The sequence below is a fragment of the Sulfurimonas sp. HSL1-2 genome (assembly GCF_039645565.1).
GTDB classification, from domain to species: Bacteria; Campylobacterota; Campylobacteria; order Campylobacterales; family Sulfurimonadaceae; genus Thiomicrolovo; species Thiomicrolovo zhangzhouensis.
This window is the reverse complement of record NZ_CP147914.1, coordinates 1,722,205-1,747,418: the sequence shown is the minus strand read 5'-3', so window position 1 is coordinate 1,747,418 and position 25,214 is coordinate 1,722,205. Positions and strand designations below refer to the sequence as shown.

Below are 25,214 nucleotides of genomic sequence, written 5' to 3'. Positions count from 1 at the left end.
AGGAACAAAAAATGAAAATCAGTGCCAGGAACCAGATCGAAGCGGAAATCCTTTCCGTCAACAAAGGGGCGGTCAACGCCAAAATTGCGCTGCTCGCCCCCAAGGGGACGCTGCTCAGTGCCATCGTGACGATCGAGAGCGTCGAGAGCCTCGGGCTGACCGAAGGGGATGCCGTCCGCGCCTTCTTCAAAGCGTCGCACGTGCTGATTGCCACGGGAGGGATTCCGAACATCAGCGCCCGGAACAAACTGCCCGGCCGTGTCGAAACCGTGATCCAGGGAGCGGTGAATACGGAGCTGATCATCCGCCTGGAGAGCGGGGACCTGCTCACCGCCATCATCACCAACGAATCGATGGCCGAACTGGGCATCGATAAAGACAGTGATGTCATCGCCATCGTCAAAGCCAGCGACGTAATGATCGCGAAATAAAGGAACCATTCATGATGAAAAAAACACTTCTCAGCCTGCTCTTCAGCCTCTCCGCCTTTGCCGGCGAGATCAACATCGCCGTTGCGGCGAACGTCAGTTACGCCATCGATGAGCTCAAAGCCGTCTTCGCAAAACAGCACCCGGACACCAAAGTACGGGTTACGCTGGGCAGCAGCGGCAAGCTGACGGCACAGATCAAGAACGGCGCCCCTTTCGGCCTTTTCATGGCCGCGAACATGAAGTTCCCCGCATCGCTCTATGCCGACGGCATCGCCACGACGAAACCGCTGGTCTACGCCCAGGGCGCGCTGGCGTACCTCAGTGCGAAACCGATGGACTTCTCCAAGGGGATCGCCCTGGTGGCGGACAAATCCGTGAGCAAGATCGCCATTGCCAATCCGAAGACGGCGCCCTACGGTACCGCCGCGGTTGAAGCGATGCAAAAAGGGGGTGTCTATGATGCCGTCAAGTCGAAGTTCGTTTTTGCCGAGTCGATCTCCCAGACCGTGACCTACGCCCTGACGGCGGCGGATGTCGGTTTCATCGCGAAATCTTCCCTTTACAGCCCGAAAATGGCACAATACAAGGAAAACGTTAACTGGACGAGTGTCAACCCGGCACTCTACACGCCGATCAAACAGGGGATTGTTTTGCTCAAACATGCGGGAGAGAGTGCGGAGTACAAAGCGTTCTACGACTTTATGCTCAGCGACGAGGCCAAGACGATCCTGCGAAACTACGGATACATCGTCGAGTGAACCGGATCGAAGCCTACATCACCAGGATCGAACGCTGCGACAACATCACCGTTGTCTCGTTTAGCGCCGATGGCCAGCCCATGCGGATGATGGCCCTGGGGCTGACCAGCCCGATTGCCGTCGGCACGCGGGTTATTCTCGGGGCCAAGGCCTCCCATGTCGCCCTGGCCAAGAAACTGGAAGGAAACCTCTCCATCTCCAACCGCCTCGAAGCGGTGATCGAAACGGTTGAGACGGGGGCGCTGCTGTGCAGCGTAACGCTCCGTGTCGGCCCGGCACGGGTGGAGAGCATCATTACCCGCGATTCCGCCGAGACGATGGCGCTGCATGAGGGCGACAGTGTCACGGCACTGATCAAGGCAAGCGATCTCTCCATCCTCGAGATCGTTGAAGAAGGAGACGCATGAACCGGCTGTCCGATCCGGAACTCTGGGAGTACATCAGGGGGGACGTCCCCTATTTCGACCTGACGACGCATCTGCTGGCGCTGCCGCCGCAGCAGGGCACGCTGAAGGTACTGACGCGCAATGAGGTCGTCGCGGCCTGTACCGAAGAGGCGGTACGCATCGGGGAGCTCCTGGGCTGCGAGGCGTACAGCGCCTTTCCGTCCGGGCGCGTTGCCGAGCCCGGCAGCGTGCTGCTGGAGCTGCACGGTGACCATGAGACGCTGCACGGCGCGTGGCGGCTCTGCCAGATCCTGCTCGAATACGCCTGCGGGATGGCGACCCGCGCACGGACAATGCTTACCAAAGCGCGCGCGGTCAATCCGCACTGCGAACTGCTCGTCACCCGCAAAAGTTTCCCCTTCGCCAAACGTTTTGCCATCCGCGCGTTGATGTGCGGCGGCGCGATGCCGCACCGCCTGGGACTCTCCGAGACGGTCCTCGTCTTCGAACAGCACCGTTCGCTCTACAAAGACAGCGCCGCGTTCGAGGATGCACTGCGGGAGCTCAAGCTGCGCTGCGTCGAGAAGAAGCTGACAGTGGAGTCCGAATCCCTCGACGATGCCAAACGGATGCTCTCCCTCGGTGCGGACGTGATCCAGATGGATAAGTGCGGCCCCGATACCCTGCGCGAACTTGTCGCATACAAGCGCGAGCACCATCCCGCCGCGACGATCCTGGCGGCCGGGGGGATCAACCCCTCCAATGTGGCCGATTACGCCGCATCGGGTGTGGAGGGGGTCGTCACGAGCAGCCCCTACCAGGCGGGCATGGCCGACCTGACGGCACGGTGGGAGACTGATGGAAGCAATTGATTTCGGACCCTTCCTGCTGTCGTTCAAACTGGCGGCATTGACGACACTGATACTGTTTATCGTCGCACTCCCGGTGTCATGGTGGCTGTCGCAGACGGCGTGCCGCTGCAAACCCTTTGTCGAGGCCGTCACCTCCCTGCCGATCGTCCTGCCGCCGTCGGTGCTCGGGTTTTATATTCTCTACGCACTCTCGTACAACTCGCCGCTGGGGGCCTTTTTCGAGCAGACCTTCGGCATCAAACTCGTGTTCAATTTTACGGGGCTTGTCATCGCCAGCGTCTTCTACTCTTTTCCCTTTATGGTGCAGCCGCTGCAAAGCGGTTTTGAAGCGCTGAACAAGAACATGCTGGAGGCCTCCTACATCAGCGGGAAGGGCAGAGCGGAGACCCTGCTGCGCGTGGCGCTGCCCAACATCAAACCGGCCCTGATGACGGCGCTGATCGTCACCTTCGCGCACACCGTCGGCGAGTTCGGGGTCGTCCTGATGGTCGGGGGCTCCATCCCCGGCGAGACGAAAGTCGCATCGGTCGCTATTTACGAAATGGTCGAGGTGATGGATTATACGACGGCGCATATCTACAGCGCGATCATGGTGGCGCTGAGTTTCGTGGTGCTGCTGGGGGTTTACCTCTTCAACCAGCGCCAGAACCGCCGGATCGGGGTGGCGTGATGATTGAGCTGAACGTGCATAAAATGCTGCAGGGCAGCGGCGGCGAGATGCCGCTGGATATCACGCTCTCCATCCGCGAAAAAAGCTTCGTGGCGCTGGCTGGGCAGAGCGGCAGCGGAAAAACGACGCTGCTGCGGCTGCTGGCCGGGCTGGAGCGTGCCGACGGGGAGATCACCGTTGCGGGGGAGCGCTGGCTGGACAGGAAAGGAATGATGCCGCCGCAAAAGCGGGGGATCGGCTTCGTCTTCCAGGACTACGCGCTTTTCCCCAATATGAGCGTGGAGCAGAACCTGCTGTACGTGAACAAGGACCGGGCGCACGCCGCCATTTTGCTGGAGATGACCGGCCTGCTGGAGCTGAAAAACCGCCTGCCGGGCACGCTCAGCGGCGGGCAGCAGCAGCGCGTCGCGCTCTGCCGCGCCCTGATGAACCGGCCGAAGCTGCTGCTGATGGACGAACCGCTCTCCGCGCTCGACCCGGCGATGCGCCTGAAGCTGCAGCATGACATCCTCACGCTGCACAAGGCGTTCGGCACGACGACGGTGATGGTCAGCCACGACCCCAGCGAGATTTACCGACTGGCTGAACGGGTCGTCGTGCTTGAGCACGGGCGTATCGTCCACGACGGTACCCCAAGCGAAGTCCTGCTGCGCACCAGCGGCAGCCAGAAGTTCACCCTGGAAGGGGAGCTGCTCGACATTATCCGCGCCGACGTCATCTACATCGCCGTTGTCGCCATCGGGCAGCAGATTGTCGAAGTTGTCTGCGACAAAGAGGAGGCGGCACGCTTCGAGGTGGGACAGACCGTGCAGGTCAGCACCAAGGCCTTCGCCCCCTCCCTGCACCCCGCACGCGACGGCGGACGGCAGCTCTGATTCAGCGGTAGGGGCGGTCCAGAAAGTGTCCCCGTACCAGCCGCCCGTAGAGTAGCTCAAAGAGGACGGAAACGGCGATAAAGCCTGCGAAGATCATGACGGCAGCGCTGTTCTCTTCCCAGGTGCGGTAGAGAAGCATAAGCAGCGCCCCCGCACTGAGCAGCAGGGCGAGCAGGTGCAGCAGGGGCTTGCTGCCGATGTCTCCGGCCAGTTTCAGCGCCGCGGCATTGACGAGGGCAAAGATGAGGAGAAAACCGGCGCTGCCGATGATGGCGATCTCGGTCAGGTTGATCGTATTGGCGATCACGATCCCCAGGGCCATCGTGGCGAGGACGCCGACATAGGGTTCGTTCCGCCGCTCTCTATCAAAGGCCTCGGGCAGGCGCCCCTCTTTGGCGAGGGTATAGCCCAGGCGCGCATTCCCGTAGATGGTGGCGTTGATGGCCGAAAACGTTGCCAGCAGGGCGGCAACGGCGACAAGAAGAAAGCCGGTATGCCCCAGCGCGGGTTCCGCCGCGACGGCCAGGGCGTAATCCTTGGCTTTTTCCAGGGTGGCTTCGGGAACGGTACTGACCGTGACAACCCCGATGAGGATGTAGAGTACGATGACGATCAGGACGCTCCCCACAAGGGCACGGGGCAGCGTACGTTCGGGCGCTTTGATGTCGGCAGAGGCGTTGGCGATCAGTTCGAACCCTTCATAGGCGACGAAGATGATCATGCCAGCGGCGATGATGGTCGGGAACGCGCCCCAGTGCGATGGGGAGAGCGGCTCCGCGTCAATATAGGGGGCGCTGGCGAGAATGATGAGTGCGAGCAGCAGCAGCTTCATCCCGACGATGAACGTCTCCGAGCGGCTGACGAATGCGCTGCTGACGAGGTTGATCAGGGTCGGCAGGATGATGGCCAGGGAGATCAGGACGTGATGCAGCAGGGCTGATTCGAGCGGGAAGAACGTATGGGCATAGGCGCCGAACGCGACGGCATAGAGTGCGATCGTCACCAGGTAGCTCAGCCAGAGCATCAGGTTGACGCTACCTGACGCCAGGTTGTTGCCGAAGGCGCTGTCGATGTAGATGACCGTCCCTCCGGGGCCGGGAAAGGCGACGGCGAGCCGGGCGTAGGAGAGGGCGGTCATCAGGGCGATGATCCCGCCGAAGAGAAAGGCCAGCGGCGTAGCGCCGTGCGACAGAGAGACGGCTTCGCCGAGGACGGCAAAGATCCCGCCCCCGACCATCCCGCCGATGCCGATCGCGATTGCGCCGGCCAGTCCGATTGTCTTCGTCGTATTCGGCATCATATTGTTCATTTGAAATGGGGTTGACGGCCTGCCGTGAAAGAAAGGCAGCCGGCGCTAGCGCACGCGTTTTTTCGGCTGCGGTTCCGGTTCCGGCGTGAGATCGACGGCACTCTCCATATTGCCGGTACGGTACCGGATAATGAGGCGGATGGGGGTGTCTGCCGGGGGAACGGGCATCTGCTTGTAGCCCTCCATGACGATCAGTTCGCTGAGCCGGTCGATATTGCGCCTGCTGGCGTGGTCAAGGACTCTGTAACTGTCGGCCGTGCCGTCACTGCGCAGCATGAATTCCACGACGTTGCTGTCGTGGATCTGCTGGGCGCCTACGGTCTGGACGGCCTGCGCCTTCATGAGACCGACGATACGGGACTGGTTGTCGAGAATGTAATCCATCTGGCCTTTTGTCAGGGGAACCCCCATATAGAGCGCCTTGATATTCTGCCTGACATCGATCTCGGCCAACAGGGAAGCGGCGATCAGAGAGAGGATAATGACGTACTTCATGTAAACACTCCTTTGGCGCGAAACGTGCCGCCTGATAATAATCGGTATTTCTCATTGTTACAGGTGTTTTCTTATGTTTACCAAAATCTTTGCCAAATAAGAGAAAACGATGCATAAAATATAAATTGTTCTGCAAAATGAAAGAGACGGTTCCGTACGGGCGCGAAACGGATTTTAATTCATCTTCTGCCATCCTACGGCCATGAACTGTATTTTTTGCCATCTCCCCGAAGCGAGCGTGATCGACAGCAACGCGCTTGCCGTCGCTTTTTACGACAAATACCCGGTGACGGCGTACCATACGCTGATTGTCCCCCGGCGCCATGTCGCGGACTATTTTGAACTGACGCAGGAGGAGATCGCTGCCATGCATGCGCTGCTGCAGCGGCAAAAAGTGCGTCTGCTTGCGCAGGACGGGACGATCAGCGGCTTCAACATCGGCATCAATGTCGGGGCCGATGCCGGCCAGACGATCTTTCATGTCCATATGCACCTGATCCCGCGCCGCCGGGGAGATACGGATAACCCCAAGGGCGGTGTGCGCGGCGTGATCCCCTCGAAGCGGACGTACGGATAATACAGCGTGCACGTCCGGGATGGCCGGGCCGGTTGCATTGTTACCGCCACTCTTCACTTCTCGACACCACCCTTCACAAACTTCTCAGTAATTAAATTACTATTAAGAATGTGCCACCTATACTGTAAGCAGTCAACACGATAAAAGGCTGCTGTATGTCAAAGCGCGTACCGGACATGAAAAAAGCCAAGCTTCTGGAGGTGGCTTCGATGATGCTGGAGCGCGAGGGGTTTCAACAGTTCAAAGTAGCGGAGCTGGCCAGGGCAGGTTCGGTCTCCATCAGTACCGTCTATGCGATTTTCGGTTCGAAAGAGGGGATCTACTTCGCCTATATCGAAGCGAAAATCGTCACGCTGTTTGAAGGCCTCGACCGTGTGGCCGCGGAAGGCCCCCTCATACAGTTGAAGCACTATGCAAACATCATTTTCGGGATGGTGGAGCAGGGCAGACCTGTGCTGGAAGAGGGGATACGCAACAACCCGCTCTTTTTCAATGCATTGAGTAACGAGTTCCCGCAGAGTGCCCAGAAACTCTATACCTTCCTGGCGGCATGTTTTTTAAAAATCAATCCCGATCTGGACGAACGGCAGGCGCGGCTGCTCGCGTATGCCTTTAACGGCCAGCTGCACGGCTATCTGCAGTACTGGGTGGCTGCGGGCGGCGATCCGCAGGCACTTGCCGAGCAGTTGTGTGATACCTTTGTCTGCCAGGCCAAAGCGTGCCATCCGCAGACGCGGCACACCGCCGGGCAACAAAATGGGGGGCTCAGATGAAAAACAAGCTACTGCGTTGGGGAATAGCGGTGCTCCTCTTCCCTGTTCTGGCCTCGGCCCTCAATGTGGGCATCGTCGCGGACCGTTACGATGAAACATTCGCCCGGGAGCGGGCGGCACTGGTAACGGAAGTGAAACAGCTCGCCCCTATCCCTTCGAAGATCCTCTTCCCCGAGACATTGCAGACGGAGGGCGGGGGCGACACTGCCCAGACGGCTGCCGCGATCGAACGCCTGCAAAAGGATGCGAAGGTCGACGTGATCGTTCTCCTCGGCTCGCTGGCGGGGGAGGTCGCCCTCTCAAAAGGTGCCATGCAAAAGCCGACGGTGATCCCCTTTGCGGAAGATACCGCTCTGCGGGGGATCGTACCGGCAGGAGACGGGAGCGGTATCCGCAACGTCAACTATGTCCTGGGCCATAGCACGTTCGGTGCGGCCCTGGAGCGCTACCGCGAAGTCGTACCGTTTCACAAGGCATCGCTGCTGGTCGATGCCAGAGTGCTTACGCTCTTCCCGGGGATGGCGGCGCGTGCCGCGGAGCAGGCGAAGGCGCTGGGGGTCAGGCTCGAGGTGCTGCCGGTGGCCGCCGATGGGAGCTACAGTGTTGCCGAAGGAAGCGGGGCGGTGCTGCTTGGGGAGATGTCGGGACTCGCTGCGGCAGCGCGTACGGCGCTGATGGAGGGCCTACGCCGGGAGAAGCTTCCCCTGTTCTCTTTGGGAAGCGAACCCGGGATGGGTTCGGGTGTCCTGGCCGATCTCTTTGTCCCCGACGAGCGTCTGCGGCGCCTGCGGCGGACTGCCCTGAACATCGTGGCGATCGCCGGGGAAGGGGCGGCGGAGCGCCAGAGCGTCGCTTTCGAAGCGCAGAGCGTGCTGCGCATCGATATGGCGGTCGCCCGCGCCCTGCAGATCTCGCCGCCGTTCCGTGTCCTGGCGCAGGCGCGCCTGTTGCACGAGTCGCCTACCGGGGGCGAAGCGATGGACCTGGTCAGCGCGGCGGAAACGGCGCTCAAGCAGAACCTTTACGTGATCGCCGGCAAACTGGGGGTCCGGGAAGGCGAAGCGGGGATCGACGAAGTGCGTTCGGTCCTGCTGCCCCAGCTGAGGGCCGAGCTGCTCTACACCCAGCGTAATGGCGACAACGTCTACGTCGAAGGCGGTTTTTACGCCGAGAAGAGTACGGACGGTGCGCTGAAGCTGCAGCAGATCCTCTTTTCGGAGAGGGCGCTGGCCAGGCTGGCGGTGCAACAATCGCTGCAAAAAGGGCGCAGGGCACAGCAGCGCGGGCTGGAACTCGAAGTGGTCCGTCAGGCGACGACGGCGTTTTTGCAGACGCACGTGGCCAAAACGCTGCTTGACGTCCGCCGGGAGAACGAGCGGCTCATGCAGGCCAATCTTGTCATGGCGAGACAGCGCGTCGATGCGGGGATGACGGACCTCTCCGATGTCTACCAGTGGGAGAGCGAGATCGCGGTGGCGACGCAGGCGCGGCTGCGTGCCGAGGCCGATGTCGCCAGGGCGTATGAACAGCTCAACCGTATCCTGCACCGGCCCATCACCGACAGATACGCATTGACGGAAGTGACCCTGGAGGATCCCGCCCTCCTCATCAGCGATACCGGTCTGCTCGGACGCATCAGCAACGCCGTATCGTTCGAACGGCTCAACGCGTTTTATGTGGCGGAGGCGGAGCGGATTTCGCCGGATCTGGATGCGATCGAGGCGCAGCTCTCGGCACAGCGCCGGCAGTACCGTTCCGACCGCCGGGCCTACTGGTCCCCGGATATTGCGCTGTACGGGGAAGTGACCCATGTCTTCGACGAGACCCGGACGCCCGGCGCGGCGTTCAGCCTGGAGGACGAGACCAACTGGATGGCGGGCGTTTCGCTCTCCCTGCCGCTGTATGAGGGCGGAGGGCGCACTGCCCGCGCCACACGCACAAACCTGGGGGTCAGACGGCTGGAGGCGGACCGCCTCGAGCGGCTGTCGGCACTGGAGCAGCGCATCCGGGGAGACCTGCATACGCTGCGCGCCGCGTACCCGACGATTGCACTGGCGCAGTCGGCAGCCGGGAGCGCGCGCAAAAGCTACCGCCTTGTGCGGGAGAATTACGCCCTCGGGAACCGGACGCTGGCGGACCTGCTTGTCGCGCAGAACGCGGCACTCTCCGCCGATTTCGGCGCGGTGAACACCCGGTACCGTTTCCTGATCGATCTGATGCAGCTGCAGTATGACGGCGGGCGTTTCGATTTTTTCATGAACGCGGAGGCGCGCAGGGATTTTATTGCGAGGCTGCGGCATGCGCTTGAAACCCCGGAAGCGTACCCGGTCAAAAAGGAAACCCATGAATAAACTATTTTTTAAACGTGCAGGCATCGCTCTGCTGCTTGCCGTCGTGGCCGGCGCCCTCTATTTCACGATGCTTCGGCTGGAGGGACCTTCGCTGCCGGAGACAATCGCGATGGGGAACGGGCGCATCGAGGCGACGATGGTCGACATTGAAACGAAACTGCCAGGAAGGCTTGCCGAGATCACCGTACACGAGGGGGACATGGTTAAAAAAGGGGATCTGATGGCGGCCATGGACACCGACGAGCTTGATGCCCGTTATGCCCAGGCCCTGGCGCAGGTACGCCAGGCGGAGCAGCAGCGCAAACTCGCCCTCTCCGTGGTCAAGCAGCGCGAGAGCGAACGGACCCTTGCGCGCAAAAACCTTGAACGCTCCAAAAACCTCTACGTGAACAAGAACATCCCGCTGGTACAGCTACAGCAGCACGAGTCGGCCCTGAACGTCACCGAAGCCGCACTGGAGGCGGCACGGGCGCAGGTCGTCAGTGCCGATGCCGCCATTGACGCGGCGCGGGCGCAGGCGGATACGATCAAGGCGAACCTCGAAGAGAGCCGGCTCTATGCGCCCATCGACGGACGGGTCCTCTACCGGCTCCGCGAACCCGGGGAGATCATCGGCGGCGGCGGAAAGGTACTGACGCTGCTGGACCTGACCGACGTCTATATGACGATTTTCCTGCCGACGGCGCAGGCGGGGCGCATCGACGTCGGCAGCGAAGCGCGGATCGTCCTGGATGCACGCCCTGACATCGCGATCCCGGCGAGGGTAACCTTCGTCTCCCCGCAGGCGCAGTTCACGCCCAAAGAGATCGAAACGCAGAACGAGCGCGAGAAACTGATGTTTCGGATCAAGGTGAAAATCGACGAAGCATTGCTGCGCCGCTATCTTGAAAGGGTCAAGATCGGATTGCCGGGGACTGCCTATGTCCGCACGGACGTGCAGACGCCGTGGCCTGAACGCCTGAACCGCCTGCCGGTGGATGACCAGACGCCATGAACAGTGTGGCCACCCTGACCGGGATCTCCCAGCACTACGGCAAGACGAAGGCGCTTGAAGGCGTCAGCCTGGAGATTCCGGCGGGAAAGATGGTCGGCTTCATCGGCCCCGACGGCGTGGGGAAATCGACGCTGCTCGGGCTGATCTCCGGGGTACGGCGCATCGAAGAGGGGCGTGTGGAGGTTTTCGGGGGGGACATGGCCGATGCCCGCTACCGCGCATCGGTCTGCCCGCGCATCGCCTACATGCCGCAAGGCCTTGGCAAGAACCTCTATATGTCCCTGTCGGTGTACGAAAACGTCGAGTTCTTCGGCCGCCTGTTCGCCCAGGGAAGGGCAGAGCGCGAAGCGCGGATCGCGGAGCTGCTCGAGAGCACCGGGCTCTCCCCCTTCAAAGAACGCCCGGCCGGGAAGCTTTCGGGTGGCATGAAGCAGAAGCTGGGGCTCTGCTGCGCATTGATCCACGACCCGGACCTGCTGATCCTTGACGAACCGACGACAGGGGTCGACCCACTCTCCAGACGGCAGTTCTGGGAGCTGATCGAACGTATCCGCTCCCATCGGGAGGGGATGAGCGTGATCATTGCAACGGCCTATATGGAGGAAGCGGAACGCTTTGACTGGCTGGTAGCGATGGACGAAGGGCATGTGCTGGCTACCGGTACTCCCGATGCATTGCGCCATCAGACCGGCACGGAGACGCTCGATGAAGCGTTTATCCGTCTGCTGCCCGAAAGCAAGCGCCGGGGACATGAGCTCCTGGTCGTACCCCCGGGCAACTTTGAGGACTCGGAAGAGGCCATCGTTGCGGAGGGGCTGACGATGCGCTTCGGCGATTTTACGGCGGTGGACCATGTCAGTTTCCGGATCAAACGCGGCGAGATCTTCGGTTTTCTCGGCTCCAACGGCTGCGGGAAGACGACGACGATGAAGATGCTGACCGGACTGCTGCACCCCAGCGAGGGGGAAGCGTGGCTTTTCGGCGTCCGGAGCGAGCGCCACGACCTCGCGACACGGAACAAAGTCGGCTACATGACCCAGTCCTTCTCGCTCTACGCGGAGCTGACGGTCAGGCAGAATCTCGTGCTGCATGCCAAGCTCTTTCACCTCCCCGAACAGGAGGTCGAGCGGAGGGTGGACGAAATGATCGAACGCTTCAAGCTTGAAGCCTACGAACAGAGCTACCCCGACGGGATGCCGCTGGGCATCAGGCAGCGCCTCTCCCTCGCCGTGGCCGTCGTGCACCGGCCGCAGATGCTCATTCTCGACGAGCCGACCTCGGGGGTCGATCCCGTGTCGCGCGACAGCTTCTGGGAGCTGCTGATCGACCTGGCGCGTCATGACGGCGTCACGATCTTCATCTCCACCCACTTCATGAACGAGGGCGAGCGCTGCGACCGCATCTCGCTGATGCACCAGGGGAGGGTGCTCGCCAGCGACACGCCGGAATCGCTCATCCGTGCCCGGGGAAAATCGAACCTCGAAGATGCCTTTATCGATTACCTCGAGGAGGCGATAGGGGGGGAGGAGAAAGAACAGAGCACTGCGGTGCTACCGCCGGAGCCGCACCGTGCCAGGACACCGAACCGTTTCTTCAGTCCGCTGCGCCTTTTCGGTTACAGTTACCGCGAAACGCTTGAGCTGCTGCGCGACCCGGTCCGGCTTACCTTTGCCGTTTTCGGGACCGTGCTGCTGATGCTCACGCTGGGGTACGGGATCACGATGGACGTCGAGGACCTGCACTTTGCCGTGCTCGACCGGGACCAGAGCCCCCAGAGCCGCGATTATGTCCAGAGCCTGGCGGGGTCGCGCTATTTCCTCGAGCAGCCGCCGCTGCATTCGCAGGCGGAACTGGACCGGCGCATGCGCAGTGGGGAGGTCGCCGTCGCCCTCGAGATCCCGCCGGGCTTCGGCAGGGATGTGACGCGGGGACAGCAGACGCAGATCGGGGTCTGGATCGACGGGGCGATGCCGTTCCGCGCCGAAACGATCCTGGGCTACATCCGCGGGATGCACTACAACTACCTGACGGAGCTGACCCGCCGGACGCTGGGATATGTCCCCGCGCTGTCGCCCGTCGACATCGAGATGCGCTACCGCTACAACCAGGACTTCAAAAGCATTTTCGCGATGGTGCCCGCGATCATCCCGATCCTGCTGGTCTTCATCCCGTCGATCCTGATGGCGCTGAGCGTCGTGCGGGAGAAGGAGCTGGGCTCCATCACCAACTTCTACGCCACCCCGGTCACGCGCCTGGAGTTCCTGCTGGGCAAGCAGCTCCCCTACATCGCCGTGAGCATGGTCGGTTTTTTCGGTCTGGTCATGATCGCGGTCTTGCTGTTCGGCGTCCCGCTCAAAGGGAGCCTGATGACGCTGAGCCTGGGGGCGCTGCTTTTTGTGACGATCACGACGGGCCTCGGGCTGCTCATGTCCGCCTTTACCCGGACCCAGGTTGCCGCCCTGGCGGCGACGGCCATTCTGACGCTGCTGCCGACCATCAGCTTCTCGGGGCTCAGCGAACCCGTCAGCTCCCTTGAAGGGGCAGGGCGCATCATCGGCGAGATCTACCCGGCAACCTACTTCATCAACATCAGCCGCGGCGTTTTCAGCAAGGCGCTCACCTTCGGCGACCTCTCCCGCGACTTCGCGGCCCTGGCGGCCGCGGTCGTCATTATCACGCTGCTGAGCATCGCGGCGTTAAAGCAGCAGGAGCAATAGATGAAAAAGCATCTTGCGAACATCTACCTTCTGGGGATCAAGGAGCTTCGCAGCCTGCTGCGGGACAAGATGATGCTTTTCCTGATCATCTACTCTTTTACCTTCGCCATCTACGTCAAGGCGACCTCCACCTCGACGGAGCTGGTCAAGGTGCCCGTGGCCTTCGTCGACGAAGACCGTTCGGCCCTCTCCATGCGGATCATGGACGCCTTCTACCTGCCGCGCTTCCTTCCGCCGGACCTGATTAGCGCCAAGGCGGCCGACGCCGGGATGGAAGAGGGCCAATACACCTTCATTATCACGGTACCGCCTTCGTTCGAGAAGGAGCTGCTCCAGGGGAGGCATCCGACGCTCCAGGTTGACATCGACGCGACGCGGATGTCCCAGGCCGGTATCGGGGCGGGCTATATCCAGCAGATGGTCAACGACGAGGTTCAGGAGTTCCTCTACGGTCAAAGGAGATCGGCAGCGCTGCCGGTGGAAGTCGTCACGCGCATGAAGTACAACCCCACGCTCGAGAGCATCCGCTTCGGGAGCATCATGGAGGTGATCGGGCAGATATCGCTGCTCTCCATCATGCTCGCGGGTGCGGCGCTGATCCGCGAGCGTGAACACGGCACGCTGGAGCACCTGATGGTCATGCCCCTGAATGCGGTGGAAATCATGCTCTCGAAGGTATGGTCGATGGGGGTCGTCGTACTGGCCGGTGTCACATTCTCGATCGAGGTCGTCGTGCAGAGGGTGCTCTCCGTCCCCGTCGAAGGGTCGCTGACGCTCTTTTTGTTCGGATCACTGCTGATGCTCTTTTCGACGACGTCGATGGGGATCTTTATGGGAACCGTCGCCCGGACGATGCCGCAGCTGGGGCTGATCATCATCCTCACGATCCTGCCGCTGCAGATCCTCTCGGGAGCGGTGACCCCTTTTGAAAGCATGCCGCAGGGGCTGCAGAACGTGATGCTGCTGATGCCGACGAGCCATTTTGTCAGCATGGCGCAGGCGGTGCTCTACCGCGGCGCCGGTATCGACATCGTCTGGCCGCAGCTGCTTGCCATCAGCGGGATCGGCGTCGTCTTTTTCCTGCTGGGGCTCTTTTTCTTCCGCCGCAGCCTGGCCAGCGCTTCATGAGGATGACGGTGCGGATCGTCATCTGGCTGCTGTCGGCAGGGCTGCTCCTGCCGCTGCAGGCGCAGAGCTGGTCGTTTTCAATTGACAATGATCTCATCTTCGGATCGGACGACAAATATACCGGCGGTTTCCAGATCGGCTGGATGAGCGATGCACTGGGAGAAAGCGAAAAGGGGAGTTTCCAATACGGTTACGTCAAGGGAATGAGCGATTTGCTGACGGCGGTGTTCCCCTTTGATCTCTCCGGTATGAAACAAAGCGGGGCCATCAGTCTGCAGGGGATCGCCATTACGCCTGAAGATACGAATGAGACCGAACCCGTCTACGATGACGTTCCCTATATGGGGTCGACGGCCCTGACCACGTCGCTGTTTATCTGGAATGAGAACATCTTCCACGAGGTGCTGATGACGCTGGGGGTAATGGGGCCATCTTCGGGGGCCGAAAGCGTGCAGAAGGGCCTGCATCGGTTGTTGCGGATCGATGAACCGCAGGGGTGGGGCAACCAGGTGCCGGATCGGCTGCTGTTCCAGACAGGCTATGTGATGGGAACGCGCCAATACTCTGGCCTTATCGCAGATCGTTACACCTTCGAGTGGTTCAACAGCCTCTCCGTCAACGCGGGGAGCAGTTATGTCGGGGCGGGCGGGGGCACGGCCGTGCGCATCGGGGAAAATGTCCCCGAAAACTTCGTGACGATCAGCGGGATCGTCAACCGTTCGCTTGCACACCAGCTCAACCTGGATACCCGCAGGGGGACGTGGGGGTGGAGTGTCAACCTCGCTCTTTTCGCCGATGTGATCGGCTATTTCTACCTGCACGAGTACGCCAAACAGCACGGGTACGATTTCGAGATGCCGACGACGATCATTACGGGTCTACTGGGATTCGATCTCTATTACGAGAGGCTGCGGGCTTCACTGGAGCTCTACCCCAGCCGTCCGATCGGGCAGTATGTCCGCTCCAACTATTTCGGACGTTTGAACCTGGTATTAGAGATACCGTAGGCGCCCGGGGAAACGGTTCTACTCTACCAGCGGTAGTGCAGTGAGAGCGCCAGGTCGCGGCGGGAGAACGCATCGACACTGACGGCGACCTTGTCCTGGTAGGCGGGCGTGATAAACGCATCGTTAAAGAAACGCCCTAAAAAGTGCCCCAGGGCAAAGCCGGCCAGGACATCGGAAGGGTAGTGCACACCTGCTTCCACCCGTGCCCATCCCGTCAGACCTGCGACACCGTATGAGGCCCCCATCCATGCCAGTTGCAGGCCTCTTGGAATCGGCATATGTTCAATATTCTGGGCGGCGAGCGTCGCCGCTACGGATGCCCCCGAGGTGTGCCCGGAAGGGAGACTCCGCTTATCGCTTTTATCGGGCCGCTCCCGGGCGAAACCGGCTTTCATCCAGTCCGTCATTTTCGCCGTGGATGTCATCGCAACCCATCCGACTCCCAGTCCGAGGGCCCTGTCCCCGAGACCGCGCCACCCCTCCTGCGTCGGAACGGTGATGCCGGTCACGTAGTAGTTGATCTTGGAAGCCTCTTTCAGGGTGTCGCTGACATCCGAAGCATTCTCCATGCTGCCGAAGACCGGGTTCTGATCGACGGCCCAGTCGGAGACCCGCCGGTCGAAATTTTCAATCTGAAAGCAGAGTGCGGCTCCCAGCGGCGCCCATGTAAGGGGGTCGAGTGCCGCCTCCGCGGCAGCATGGCCGACGGCCTTCCATCCCGGCAGCAGCGTGGCATCACTTCCCCAGTTTCCCGACTTCGTGGCACAGCCGGAGAATAAAAAAATGGCAAATAATATTGGAATGACAGTGCGGGAATACGTGTATTTCATAACCGGTAGTATAACGCATCGTGTGCCAACGGGTGTGTGCATCGACAAGGCAGTGGTATAGCGTTGAATGCCGCGGATGTTCTGTGTAAAAAAGGCGGGAGCGGGTTGCCGCTCCGCGTGAGGCCTAGTAGTGCATGATCTGCAGCCGCGGGCTGTCGGCGACCTCTTCGAACTTGTTGGCGAAGGTCCGGAAGGATTCGCTGTACTGTTTGCCCCCGGCGGGGTCGTTGATGCGCAGGAAGGTATTGTCGACGCTGCCGTCGCCGTAGATCCCGCGGATGACCCGGGCATGGATGGCCCATTTGTCGCCCGGTGCCTCGTCCGCGACGGCGATGAGGGGCCCGTAGTTCTCCAGCAGGGAGCGGATACCGTTGGGCGTATAGCTCATCGGCGGCTCCCCTTTCATACCGCAGGCCGCTGCAAAGGCCTCATGCTCTGCGGCAGGGAGCCCCTGGTTGTTGTCGAACATCGTCCGGTAGGTGCTGCCGGCGCGGTCCATCGCCTCCTGAATGGTAAAGGACTGGTTGTTTTTCCACGAGAGCATCATCGTTGCGACCGTCGCCCAGCAGGTCATGGACGAGGGCTGTGCAACGGTGGGAACGAGGCCCGGAACGGTGTAGTCGTAGGAGCTCTCTGTGCTCCCACCCGTTTGCGGCGTGGAGATGGCGACCGATTCGCTGCCGCGGTTGATCGTGATGTCTTTTTTGGCGTCGGCCGCTTTTTTGATCGCGTTCTGGACATCGTTTTCCTGGGTCAGTTTTTCGCTCTTCGTCGGTTCGCCCACCATGGAGCTGAGCGCGCTGTAGGAGAGTTTGTTCGCCTGATCCCCGCTGATCTGCTTGCCGTCCTCGGCTTTTTTGATCGTTTTGAGGGTCTTGTCGATATCTTTTTTCATTGCCTGCTGCTTGACGATATCCGAGGCCATGCCGGCGAGATCCGTCACGCTTTTCGAGGTCGTCTGCAGGGCCTGAAGCGCGTTGGCCTGGGTGCCTGCGAGCCCCGTCATATCCTTGAAGATATCGCTCTTGCCCAGCAGATTGTACGCAGCCGTAAGTCCCGTCGGGTCGGGAGCGGCAGGCGCGGTCTGCATGGCGACGATGTTGGTCGGAAGGTCTTTGACCTGCAGGTTACCTGTATCGCTGCGGCGGCTCTCCGTCGAGAGGGGAGAGATGGCCGTCGGCGTCGTGCCGCAGGGGGCGTCCTCGAAGCGCCAGTGGCGGCTGTCGTCGATCTCTTCGCAGCTGTTGCAGCGCCCCATGACGGATTCGGCGTAGACCCCTTTGGTTGGGACGCTGATGCGGAACGGATCGGGTTTGGTCGTCGGCCGGTAGTACTCCATCAGGTCATCGATGCTTTTGAAAACAGGGTCGAGCCGTTCGCCGGGGATGACCTTGAGCACCAGGTTGTTGCCGACGACGCCGATGACCCGGTTCTCGACGACGCTGGCGACGCTCTTGCCGTTCGTGTTGGGGGCGACATAGCCGTCGAGCAGGCCGAAGAGGCGGGCGGAATCCATCCCGGTCCAGATCGCCTTGTGGGACATCTCCAGGTGTTCGTTGAGGAATTGAACGAGCTGCTGCGCCGCCTCGCGGTCTTCGCGCCGGGGGTCGCGCTCCTCACGGTCGGTCATCGGCGTATAGAGCAGGGCTGCGTCCGTGACGGTCCGGATACTGAAGTCCGACCACTGGATCTCACGGGTCGTGATGATGTCATTGTTGATCCGGCTGTTATTGAGGATATAGGCGCTGAGGTGGTCCGTGCGGTAATGCAGGTAGGCCGAGCGAAGGAGAATCTTCGAGGAGGCTTTGACCGCCGTTTTGGCCCGGAAACGCAGGTGCGCGATCTTACGCCGGGTGATGCCCGGCACGGTTTTGCTGGCGATGTTGATCTGCAGCGGCGCCCCCTTGCGATAGGTGGAGAGCAGCGTATAGTCGAGGTCGAGCGGGATTTCGCTGCCGTCTTCGGCGATTGCGGCGATCTCGAGGGTGTCGATGAAGGAGCGGACGATGTCCGGTGCGTAATCGGCCTCAAAGAGCGCGTCTTTTTCCGCCTCGGTCAGCGGCACTTCCCGGTAGGGGATGACCAGGTGGCCGATGTGCCACGGGAAGAAGTCCGCCAGGTCGATGTATTCGGTCGTGGTGGCCTCTTCGATGTCTTTGATGTAGGGACGCTTGAGCTCGAACGAGAGGCTGAAGTGGCCCGTGAAATCCCGGATGGTCTCGTCGGCATAGGCCCCGGATGGGAAGTCGGAGTTGGCATAGTGGTTCTCGATCCGCTCGATGGCGTCGAAGCCGCGGCGCAGCGTCGTGCCGTAGACAGCACGGCGAAGGGTATTTTTCCAGCGCAGGATCTTCTGGTGGTCGAAGTGGCCCATCGGCAGCGGGACGAAGAGGCACTCCTGTACGTCGACGAGTTCCTGTTCGATGGCGTAGTGCTTGAGCACTTCGAAGTACTCGACGGTCATGGCATGGCAGTGGTTGTTGTTCTTGATCACTTCCGTCTGGGCCGAGACCGTTTCATTCTGCCCTATGGTCTGCACGACCGTGCTGCGCTGCCCCCGCACGGCAGAGGCGGACTGGGCGAGGTTGTCCTGCAGGCGGTTCAATGCGCCCGAGGAGAGGTTGCGGGCCGAACTCTGGTGGGAGGTCGATTTGGATGAGGCGCCCGAGTGGGAGACGCCGCCGAAGATCCCGCCGGCGATTCCCCCGAAGAAACCGCCGATCCCGCCGCCGATCCCGGCGCTGGTGGAGCCGGTGCGGTTCGTTGAGCTGGCGTAGATGTTCTCCGTCAGGGAGGAGTTGATGATCTCACTGATGTCACGGTCGCGGGAGAGGTTCGCCTGCAGTGCTTCGGTGACGGTCTGCGCTTCCGAGCGTGCGGCGCGCTCTTCGCGGTCCCAGTCGATAATGGCGATCTGCTTCTCCTGGCAGGGAGCGAGGGGAAGACTGTAGAGCAGGTCGCCCAGCGAATAGCCGTCGGCTTTCCATTTCTGTTTGAAATGGAGGATATGGCCGTGGGCAATCGTCGTATTCTCGTAGATGGTCGGTGTGTCGTCCCAGTCGATGCTCGTTTCGACCGTCAGTTCACGGCGCCCCGGGTGGTTGGTGATGTAGGCGCGCTCGATAGCCTCGATCCGGCTGATGGCGCGGTAGATCTGCTGTTTGAGGTTCTGTAGGGTGTGTTTGACGCTGGCATAATGCTCGACGAAATAATCGTCTTCGAGCGAGAGGGCAAACGCCGTTTTCCCGCCCGATGCGTAGAAGGCGTGGAACTCTTCGAGCAGCGCCATGAAGGCGACGATGCTGTTGAGGAAGGTGTCGTAGTTGGCACGGATCATCAGGATCTCGCCGAGGGTGAAGATCGTCTTGTTGCGCAGTACCTCTTTGGTCTTCTCAAACTCCTGCATCAGGCAGCGGATCCCCATGGTTTCTTTCTGCTCGGCCGGGGGGCAGGGCTCGAAGTTGTTCGCGCTGCCTTCGCGCGCACGGGCGAGTTCGGTGATGACCCGGCGCAGGTAGCCCAGCAGCTCCTCCTGGTCCTGGGACTCCTCGGTGCCCTTGTCGACGGCGGCAATAAGTTTTTCCCCCTTTTTCTCCGTCAGGGCGATGGCTTCCGCATCGGCATAGGGGGCCGACACGAGGGTATCGAGTTCGGTACCGAAGGTCTCGAACTGTTTCGCCAGCTTGGTGTTGGGCTTGACGAAAGCGGCGTACTCACGCAGATGCCCCAGAAGCGCCCGGACGGTGTTGCGGTTCAGCGTATCTTCCGCCTCCAGGGAGTCGCAGTACTCCTGGGCCACTTCCGCACCGTGTTTGCCGCAGTAGGCTGCGGCGACTTTGCGGTGAAGCGCTTCGAGTTTTTTACGCCGCCGCTCCTGTTCCGCGAGCATTTTGAGCAGGTTGCTGAAGTCAAAACCGATGTTCTGTATCAGGTCGCTGCTTTTGAAGGCGAGCATCTTGGGACCGGCTGCGAGCTTCAGTTTGTAGACCGGGGTCGCAAAGCTGTAATTCGACGCGGCGGCGGCGGTACTGCCGGCCGTTGAGACCATGCGCAGGGCTGCAGCGGGTTCGGTCTGCTCGGCCGGTTCCTCCTCTTCGACGCTGTAGTCCATCACCGAAAGGCTTGAAAAGGAGCTGCTGACCCTTCCCAGAAGCGTGAAGGCCCCGTCGGAGATCGCGAGGAGTTCGTCCCGCAGCTTCCTGGTTTCGGAGGAGGTGACCGTCAGGCCCCGAATCTCGGGTTCCGTGGTACGGACCGTGTGGTAGTAGCTGAACTCTTCGAGGGTGCGGTTCGGTACCGTAAAGTCGACACATTTCCCGCCGAGGTCCTGGGAGTAGGAGCCGGAGCCGGCCAGGGTGTCGCCGTCGGGCAGGGAGGGGTAGGGTTCGAGTTCGGCGAGCTTCTCCGGCAGTCCCGTCAGGTCGGAGACAAGAATGATCTCATGAGGGAGTTTCTTTTCACTGTCCAGGGCAATGGGGATGGGTTGACTCTCAAGTCCGGCGACGACCCCGTAGGCCTGCTGCCAGCTCAGGTTCTCGACTTTGCCCAGGAAATACCCCTCTTTGTCGGTGACAGCCGCAAGAAGCGGTTGATAGCTTGCACTGTCATAGGCTGCATCCGGATCGTTACTGACCATCAGGAGAACCTGCAGGCCTGCCGCACTGCGTTCACCGGAGATATCGAGCAGTTTGCCGCGGACCCTTCGGTGGGTGAGGGCTTCGGCTTCGGAGGTTTGGAAATCGATCACTTTGGGATCGATGGCGATCTCCATCGCGCTTGTTACGTCCGGGGCGCTCTCATCGATGAATGCGGCATGCAGACTGCCGTAACTGTAGGATTTTTTGCCCATCAGCTCCCCGTCGGGGGCATAGAGTTCAATTTGAACCATCTCATCGGCGAGCAGCTCTTTAAGGGGGATGAAGAATCGAAAACTGCCGTCCGCCTCCACATCGATCCGGTCTTTGCTGTAGACGGAACGACCCTGGATGAGCTGGACGTAGCTGACTTTCAAGAAATGGCCGCTGTAGCGCTCTGCGGCGGCACTTCCGTCGGTGGGGACGAATAAACCGTTGACACTTTCCCGTTGCATATGGAATCCTTTTTCGCTGTTTCATTGGATGGGGGAGGTTGATCGGCAGGATACCGCAGTGGCGGACCGGACCGACGCTGACTGGATGCTTGACACAAAACTATACTAAAACTAACCTATCTAAACATTTAAGTATTCTATGTGTAAATGGTTGTAAATAACTTTTTCTGTTATATGACAATGTGCGAACGAGGGGGAGGTACGGCCGTATTAGAAATGGAAAAGGAGGTGGAAACTCGGGGCGCGAGAAAGGGATGAACGGGAGTGTCGAGCGGTGGCGGGGGCTACTTTGCCACGATCCCCCGCAGCAGGCGTCCGAGAATGTCCGCCCCGGTGATAATGCGGCGTTCGGTTCCCCAGACGAGGATGATGTCTTCGTCGATGACATCGTCCTCAATATGTTCCGGGTCCACCTGCAGGCCCGGCAGGATGTAGTCCAGGGTCGTCTCCATGTTGGTGATGATCGTCGGGCGGTGGCAGTGCTCCATGGGGTTGAAGGTGTCGAACTCGAAAAGGGCGGCGTTGATAAAGCCGTCGGCGTCCATGACCAGGCGGGGATTGTCCCGCATGTCGGTCAGGATGATCCACGACTTATGCGGTCTGTGTACCCGGCGCAGGAAAGGGTCTTTGGCCGAGGAGGTGATCTCCGGAAACTGCGGTATGCTGCCTTCGAACTTCAATGGAATAATGCTCAGCGGCTCGATGGGTTCGCCTTCTTCGCTCACTTTGAGGTCGTCCATGGCCAGGAAGTTCAGCGCGCCGACCCCTTCGGTCCGGGTAATCTCCGAATCGCGCTCCAGGATGTGGAGTTTGAGCATCTCCTCGATCTCGTTTTCGCGCAGGAACTGTACCGCCTCCTTGCCCAGCCAGAGGTCCAGCATCATGGCCGAGGGTTTGGCCAGCGGCCAGAGCAGGAACTGGTAGAAACGCAGTAGCGGTGCCAGGGCAGAGGCCATTCTAAGGGCGTTGCGGGAGAAATAGGCCTGGGGGATGATCTCGCCGAAGAGGGTGATGATGATGGTCGAAAAAACAAAGGCGACTACGCCGGCCATGACGGAGTTCGAAAGCAGGGTCAGCAGAACGTTGATGCCGACGTTGCCCCAGAGAATCGTCGTCAGCAGGAAGTTCGGGTCCTCGCGCATGGCGTAGACCTTTGCCGCGGCCGCGTCGCCTTTGGACATATCGATGCGCAGCCGCATTTTGCTGATGCTGAAAAAAGCGAGGTTGAGCCCGGAGAACATCGCCGACTGCGTGATGCAGAAGGCGATACCGAGCCAGTTCAGAAGTGCTAAAGATGTCATTTCCATGCACAATCTTACTACGGGGGGCTTAAGGGAAAATAGATGCTGCTGCCTGAATCCGTATTTACTCTGTGCGTTCTTCGACGTCCCAAACCGGCAGATTGTTGTAGGCCTTTTCAATCCTCCTGGCCCGGGTGATCTGTTCTTCGACGATAAAATTGATGACGGCAAACATGATCAGCGGCATATCGGGTGTGACATGCAGGTCGATTTCACCGGGGGGGATGCCGTTCTCCCCCGTTATCCGGCAGTACTCCAGCGCCTTCTGAATCCGCCTGGGCAACCCCCGCTTCACCAGCGAGTGGATGTCCCTGTCGATGTGGATACCCGTTTCGCCGAGTTCCCTCATAAGTGCGTACGTGACCAGCCGCAGCAGTGCTGCAGCGGATTTCGGAGAGCGCCTGACGATGGTACGGGCTTCATTGTACAGGTTGATGCATGTCTCAGGCATGTCCGCATGGGGATGGGGGACGGTAGTGTTGTCAAGGACGAGCAGCTCTTCGTTGATCCAAAAGGATTTTTTGTTGGACCTCTTTCGGCGTATCTTCTCCCAGAGTGACTGTTTCATCGTGTCCTGTTTCTGCACCGTTTGTGCCACCTTTCTCTATTGTTACCGAAACCGCTGTGATGCTTCGGCCACAGCAAGGTTCATTTTGGAGCAGGCATCTTAGGTAAAAGATGCCGTGTTTCGGCTAAAAAAATATCTGTTTTCTATTTAGAAGTGATGTTGTTACTTTTTTGTTTCATTTGACAGAACGGGATGAACGGTTTACAATGGAGGTTATTCCATGCGGACGCGAAGGATACGGGTCATGAAAACGCTTTTCGCTCTTGTTTTTACGGCAATGCTCATCGGAGGGTGTTCCGATCAGAATACGAAAACGAAAGGGGAGAAAAGCGATCACGTGCTTCGGCAGGAGATCGATGTGATGCGCGAGGCCAAGCGTGTCATACAGATGACGAACGATCGGGTCAGGGAACAAGACGAACAGGCCGACGCCCTGCCCGGTCACTGATCTCTTGTCTAGAAATCCTCGTCACTGTCTCCGAACTCTTTTTCCAGCTCTCGCTGGTAGGCTTCTTCTTTCTCTTTGATCAACTGCGCATCCGTTAAAACGGCTTCATGAAGAAATTCGCCGAAGAAGGTTTTGGGTTCCTCGTATGCCAAAAAGGCGTACGTGCCTATCAGGAAACCGACAATGGTCAGGGCCGCAATTACTTTTTGAACCGGATTGAACATCTGGATGGGCTCTTTGATACGAAGCTCGCAGGTGCCGCCCGGGCAGTGGACAGGGTCTAGCCGCGTGAGCAGTTTGTAGATCATACACCCTACACAGATGGAGAAGGCGCTCTCAAGGAACATCAGTGAGGCACAGAGGACACAGATCAATACTTTGTAAAATGTAATGTCCCAGTTGATGACGAACCACCAGACCATCGGCAGGGAGATCAGCCATCCCAGCGTCCAGGCAAAGCGTTTCTGCAGTCCGCCGACGTATTCCGGCTTCTGGTTTTGAACGATAAACTTGCCCAGCAGCAGGGAAGGGACATATTTCGGACTGATCATTCTCAGCGTAAAGTCGATAAATAAAAAGGCCAGATAGATTCTCGCTGCCATGATGTGGTTGAAGCCTATCCCGACAAAGATGATGATGGTTCCCATCGTTCCGAGGATGCCCGCTGCGGCTCTAGCCTCTCTTTCATTGACGACCCTGACGTCGTACCCGGGTACTTTTTCTCCGTAATCCCATAAAAAACTCTGCAGGTTCAAAAAACTTCCTTTGGGTGCATGAGGATATGCGTAATCATTCCCCGGTTCGATAAACGCAGCACGAACGGGGCTTTCAAGTAAATGCATTGTGATAAAGTTTTGATGCGGGACGAATTATAACAAATTTTGAAAAGAGTGGGCATTGAAAATCTGTTTTTGTGTTATGCATCATCTTCGTTGTGCGCACGTCTGAATTGTGATAGTTGCACATGAATCGTTCAGTCTCCATAGTCGACTGGTAAAGAGATAGTGGATAATTGTATTCTATTGTTGTATTTAATGAAAATTAAGTGTTATATAATTTTGATGAATGTAGGATGAAATAGATTAAATATCAAGGGAAAGACATGAAAAAATACATTTCATCTATTCTTGCCGGTGCTATGGTCCTGGGCTTAGCAGGTTGTGGAACTTCTTCGGGTTCTTTTGGCATAAGTGATGCCAATGTGAGCTTTGCAGACTTGAATGCTACGGGAACAATGGGGTATCAAGTTAACGTTGATCTGAATTTCCTGAATGATGCATATGATGCCTCAAATATTGATTACTATTTTTGTACGGATGCTAATTTAGGGCTTGATTATTATGCGTATACCCAGGAACGCGCTAATGGCCCTGAAATCATTGCCGATAAGCCCGATTTTGATTATGGTTACCTGGCATACGCGGCGCAGAGTGGTATTCTGGAGTTTACGTCCGATGCAAATGCAAGCATTTCATACGAAGTCACTTCGGCTTCTGATCTCTTTGCAACAGGTGCGATTTACGATATCACTCTTTTCATGGAGGCCACACCTGTGACGACAGGTACGGTGCATATCAACAGAATTGCCAATTTTGATTGTGCAGCGGCCACTCCTGTTCCAGTATCGAAATAATG

At 59.3% G+C, this 25,214-nt stretch carries 22 protein-coding genes; 15 read left to right on the top strand and 7 right to left on the bottom strand.

Going from position 1 to position 25,214, the window contains the following annotated elements; translation table 11 throughout:
- Positions 1–11: 11 nt before the first annotated feature.
- Genes WCX18_RS09040 through WCX18_RS09015 form a run of 6 tightly spaced genes read left to right on the top strand, consistent with a single transcriptional unit; the run spans position 12 to position 3,992 of the window.
- Complete coding sequence (locus tag WCX18_RS09040) at positions 12–431, top strand: TOBE domain-containing protein (protein ID WP_345987273.1); 420 nt, start codon at positions 12–14, stop codon at positions 429–431.
- A gap of 14 nt (positions 432–445) precedes the next feature.
- Positions 446–1,189, top strand: a complete 744-nt coding sequence (gene modA / locus WCX18_RS09035; protein ID WP_345990795.1) for a molybdate ABC transporter substrate-binding protein — start codon at positions 446–448, stop codon at positions 1,187–1,189.
- On the top strand, positions 1,186–1,596 hold the full coding sequence (locus tag WCX18_RS09030) for a TOBE domain-containing protein (RefSeq protein WP_345987272.1): 411 nt from the start codon (positions 1,186–1,188) through the stop codon (positions 1,594–1,596). The genes modA and WCX18_RS09030 overlap by 4 nt, the downstream gene beginning before the upstream one ends.
- Positions 1,593–2,447, top strand: coding sequence for a ModD protein (modD, locus tag WCX18_RS09025; RefSeq protein WP_345987271.1), 855 nt, complete (start codon positions 1,593–1,595; stop codon positions 2,445–2,447). The genes WCX18_RS09030 and modD overlap by 4 nt, the downstream gene beginning before the upstream one ends.
- Positions 2,434–3,117 (top strand): molybdate ABC transporter permease subunit, encoded by a 684-nt coding sequence (gene modB / locus WCX18_RS09020; RefSeq protein ID WP_345987270.1) that lies wholly within the window; start codon positions 2,434–2,436, stop codon positions 3,115–3,117. Before modD ends, modB begins: the two co-directional genes overlap by 14 nt.
- Complete coding sequence (locus WCX18_RS09015; RefSeq protein WP_345987269.1) at positions 3,117–3,992, top strand: ATP-binding cassette domain-containing protein; 876 nt, start codon at positions 3,117–3,119, stop codon at positions 3,990–3,992. The genes modB and WCX18_RS09015 overlap by 1 nt, the downstream gene beginning before the upstream one ends.
- A 1-nt stretch (position 3,993) precedes the next feature.
- On the opposite strand, the gene WCX18_RS09010 is transcribed toward WCX18_RS09015, so the two are convergent.
- Both WCX18_RS09010 and WCX18_RS09005 read right to left on the bottom strand, forming a co-directional pair.
- A complete protein-coding gene (locus WCX18_RS09010; RefSeq protein ID WP_345987268.1) occupies positions 3,994–5,292 on the bottom strand; it encodes an APC family permease in 1,299 nt (432 codons plus the stop codon).
- A 54-nt stretch (positions 5,293–5,346) separates the two neighbouring features.
- Positions 5,347–5,796, bottom strand: coding sequence for a hypothetical protein (locus WCX18_RS09005; RefSeq protein ID WP_345987267.1), 450 nt, complete (start codon positions 5,794–5,796; stop codon positions 5,347–5,349).
- 202 nt (positions 5,797–5,998) lie between these two features.
- Between WCX18_RS09005 and WCX18_RS09000 the strand changes: the two genes are divergently transcribed.
- From WCX18_RS09000 to WCX18_RS08970, 7 genes are all read left to right on the top strand, one after another.
- On the top strand, positions 5,999–6,373 hold the full coding sequence (locus tag WCX18_RS09000; RefSeq protein WP_345987266.1) for an HIT family protein: 375 nt from the start codon (positions 5,999–6,001) through the stop codon (positions 6,371–6,373).
- 155 nt (positions 6,374–6,528) lie between these two features.
- Positions 6,529–7,146 carry a TetR/AcrR family transcriptional regulator gene (locus WCX18_RS08995; RefSeq protein WP_345987265.1) on the top strand — a complete coding sequence of 206 codons (618 nt, stop codon included), beginning with the start codon at positions 6,529–6,531 and terminating at the stop codon, positions 7,144–7,146.
- Entirely contained in the window at positions 7,143–9,497 is a 2,355-nt protein-coding gene (locus WCX18_RS08990) for a TolC family protein (protein ID WP_345987264.1), read from the top strand. The genes WCX18_RS08995 and WCX18_RS08990 overlap by 4 nt, the downstream gene beginning before the upstream one ends.
- Positions 9,490–10,491: an efflux RND transporter periplasmic adaptor subunit gene (locus WCX18_RS08985; RefSeq protein ID WP_345987263.1), complete on the top strand. Its 1,002-nt coding sequence runs from the start codon at positions 9,490–9,492 to the stop codon at positions 10,489–10,491. Before WCX18_RS08990 ends, WCX18_RS08985 begins: the two co-directional genes overlap by 8 nt.
- Positions 10,488–13,208, top strand: coding sequence for a ribosome-associated ATPase/putative transporter RbbA (gene rbbA, locus WCX18_RS08980; protein WP_345987262.1), 2,721 nt, complete (start codon positions 10,488–10,490; stop codon positions 13,206–13,208). The genes WCX18_RS08985 and rbbA overlap by 4 nt, the downstream gene beginning before the upstream one ends.
- Positions 13,209–14,336: an ABC transporter permease gene (locus tag WCX18_RS08975; RefSeq protein WP_345987261.1), complete on the top strand. Its 1,128-nt coding sequence runs from the start codon at positions 13,209–13,211 to the stop codon at positions 14,334–14,336.
- A gap of 8 nt (positions 14,337–14,344) precedes the next feature.
- Positions 14,345–15,343, top strand: a complete 999-nt coding sequence (locus WCX18_RS08970) for a lipid A deacylase LpxR family protein (protein ID WP_345987260.1) — start codon at positions 14,345–14,347, stop codon at positions 15,341–15,343.
- A gap of 23 nt (positions 15,344–15,366) precedes the next feature.
- Here the strand turns inward: WCX18_RS08970 and WCX18_RS08965 are convergent, their stop codons facing one another.
- The 4 genes from WCX18_RS08965 to WCX18_RS08950 form a co-directional block, all read right to left on the bottom strand.
- Complete coding sequence (locus WCX18_RS08965) at positions 15,367–16,173, bottom strand: phosphatase PAP2 family protein (protein WP_345987259.1); 807 nt, start codon at positions 16,171–16,173, stop codon at positions 15,367–15,369.
- 124 nt (positions 16,174–16,297) lie between these two features.
- Complete coding sequence (locus WCX18_RS08960) at positions 16,298–21,262, bottom strand: papain-like cysteine protease family protein (RefSeq protein WP_345987258.1); 4,965 nt, start codon at positions 21,260–21,262, stop codon at positions 16,298–16,300.
- Between the two features lie 284 nt (positions 21,263–21,546).
- On the bottom strand, positions 21,547–22,563 hold the full coding sequence (locus WCX18_RS08955; RefSeq protein WP_345987257.1) for a DUF21 domain-containing protein: 1,017 nt from the start codon (positions 22,561–22,563) through the stop codon (positions 21,547–21,549).
- Between the two features lie 64 nt (positions 22,564–22,627).
- The gene (locus tag WCX18_RS08950) at positions 22,628–23,161 is read right to left on the bottom strand and encodes a DUF4145 domain-containing protein (protein WP_345987256.1); all 534 of its coding nucleotides are present in this window, start codon (positions 23,159–23,161) and stop codon (positions 22,628–22,630) included.
- 214 nt (positions 23,162–23,375) lie between these two features.
- On the opposite strand from WCX18_RS08950, the gene WCX18_RS08945 reads away from it, so the two are divergent.
- On the top strand, positions 23,376–23,579 hold the full coding sequence (locus WCX18_RS08945) for a hypothetical protein (protein ID WP_345987255.1): 204 nt from the start codon (positions 23,376–23,378) through the stop codon (positions 23,577–23,579).
- 8 nt (positions 23,580–23,587) lie between these two features.
- Here WCX18_RS08945 and WCX18_RS08940 read toward each other — a convergent pair whose 3' ends face one another.
- Entirely contained in the window at positions 23,588–24,334 is a 747-nt protein-coding gene (locus tag WCX18_RS08940; protein ID WP_345987254.1) for a DUF4395 domain-containing protein, read from the bottom strand.
- A 347-nt stretch (positions 24,335–24,681) separates the two neighbouring features.
- On the opposite strand from WCX18_RS08940, the gene WCX18_RS08935 reads away from it, so the two are divergent.
- Complete coding sequence (locus WCX18_RS08935; RefSeq protein WP_345987253.1) at positions 24,682–25,212, top strand: hypothetical protein; 531 nt, start codon at positions 24,682–24,684, stop codon at positions 25,210–25,212.
- Positions 25,213–25,214 lie beyond the last annotated feature (2 nt).

Bases quoted from the DNA above. Each gene is read 5' to 3' on its own strand.
- WCX18_RS09040 (WP_345987273.1), top strand. From the start codon at position 12: ATGAAAATCAGTGCCAGGAACCAGATCGAAGCGGAAATCCTTTCCGTC.
- rbbA (WP_345987262.1), top strand. From the start codon at position 10,488: ATGAACAGTGTGGCCACCCTGACCGGGATCTCCCAGCACTACGGCAAG.
- modB (WP_345987270.1), top strand. From the start codon at position 2,434: ATGGAAGCAATTGATTTCGGACCCTTCCTGCTGTCGTTCAAACTGGCG.
- WCX18_RS08935 (WP_345987253.1), top strand. From the start codon at position 24,682: ATGAAAAAATACATTTCATCTATTCTTGCCGGTGCTATGGTCCTGGGC.
- WCX18_RS09000 (WP_345987266.1), top strand. From the start codon at position 5,999: ATGAACTGTATTTTTTGCCATCTCCCCGAAGCGAGCGTGATCGACAGC.
- WCX18_RS09005 (WP_345987267.1), bottom strand. From the start codon at position 5,796: ATGAAGTACGTCATTATCCTCTCTCTGATCGCCGCTTCCCTGTTGGCC.
- WCX18_RS08975 (WP_345987261.1), top strand. From the start codon at position 13,209: ATGAAAAAGCATCTTGCGAACATCTACCTTCTGGGGATCAAGGAGCTT.
- modA (WP_345990795.1), top strand. From the start codon at position 446: ATGAAAAAAACACTTCTCAGCCTGCTCTTCAGCCTCTCCGCCTTTGCC.
- WCX18_RS08990 (WP_345987264.1), top strand. From the start codon at position 7,143: ATGAAAAACAAGCTACTGCGTTGGGGAATAGCGGTGCTCCTCTTCCCT.
- WCX18_RS08945 (WP_345987255.1), top strand. From the start codon at position 23,376: ATGAAAACGCTTTTCGCTCTTGTTTTTACGGCAATGCTCATCGGAGGG.
- modD (WP_345987271.1), top strand. From the start codon at position 1,593: ATGAACCGGCTGTCCGATCCGGAACTCTGGGAGTACATCAGGGGGGAC.
- WCX18_RS08955 (WP_345987257.1), bottom strand. From the start codon at position 22,563: ATGACATCTTTAGCACTTCTGAACTGGCTCGGTATCGCCTTCTGCATC.
- WCX18_RS08960 (WP_345987258.1), bottom strand. From the start codon at position 21,262: ATGCAACGGGAAAGTGTCAACGGTTTATTCGTCCCCACCGACGGAAGT.
- WCX18_RS09010 (WP_345987268.1), bottom strand. From the start codon at position 5,292: ATGATGCCGAATACGACGAAGACAATCGGACTGGCCGGCGCAATCGCG.
- WCX18_RS08995 (WP_345987265.1), top strand. From the start codon at position 6,529: ATGTCAAAGCGCGTACCGGACATGAAAAAAGCCAAGCTTCTGGAGGTG.
- WCX18_RS09015 (WP_345987269.1), top strand. From the start codon at position 3,117: ATGATTGAGCTGAACGTGCATAAAATGCTGCAGGGCAGCGGCGGCGAG.
- WCX18_RS08965 (WP_345987259.1), bottom strand. From the start codon at position 16,173: ATGAAATACACGTATTCCCGCACTGTCATTCCAATATTATTTGCCATT.
- WCX18_RS08985 (WP_345987263.1), top strand. From the start codon at position 9,490: ATGAATAAACTATTTTTTAAACGTGCAGGCATCGCTCTGCTGCTTGCC.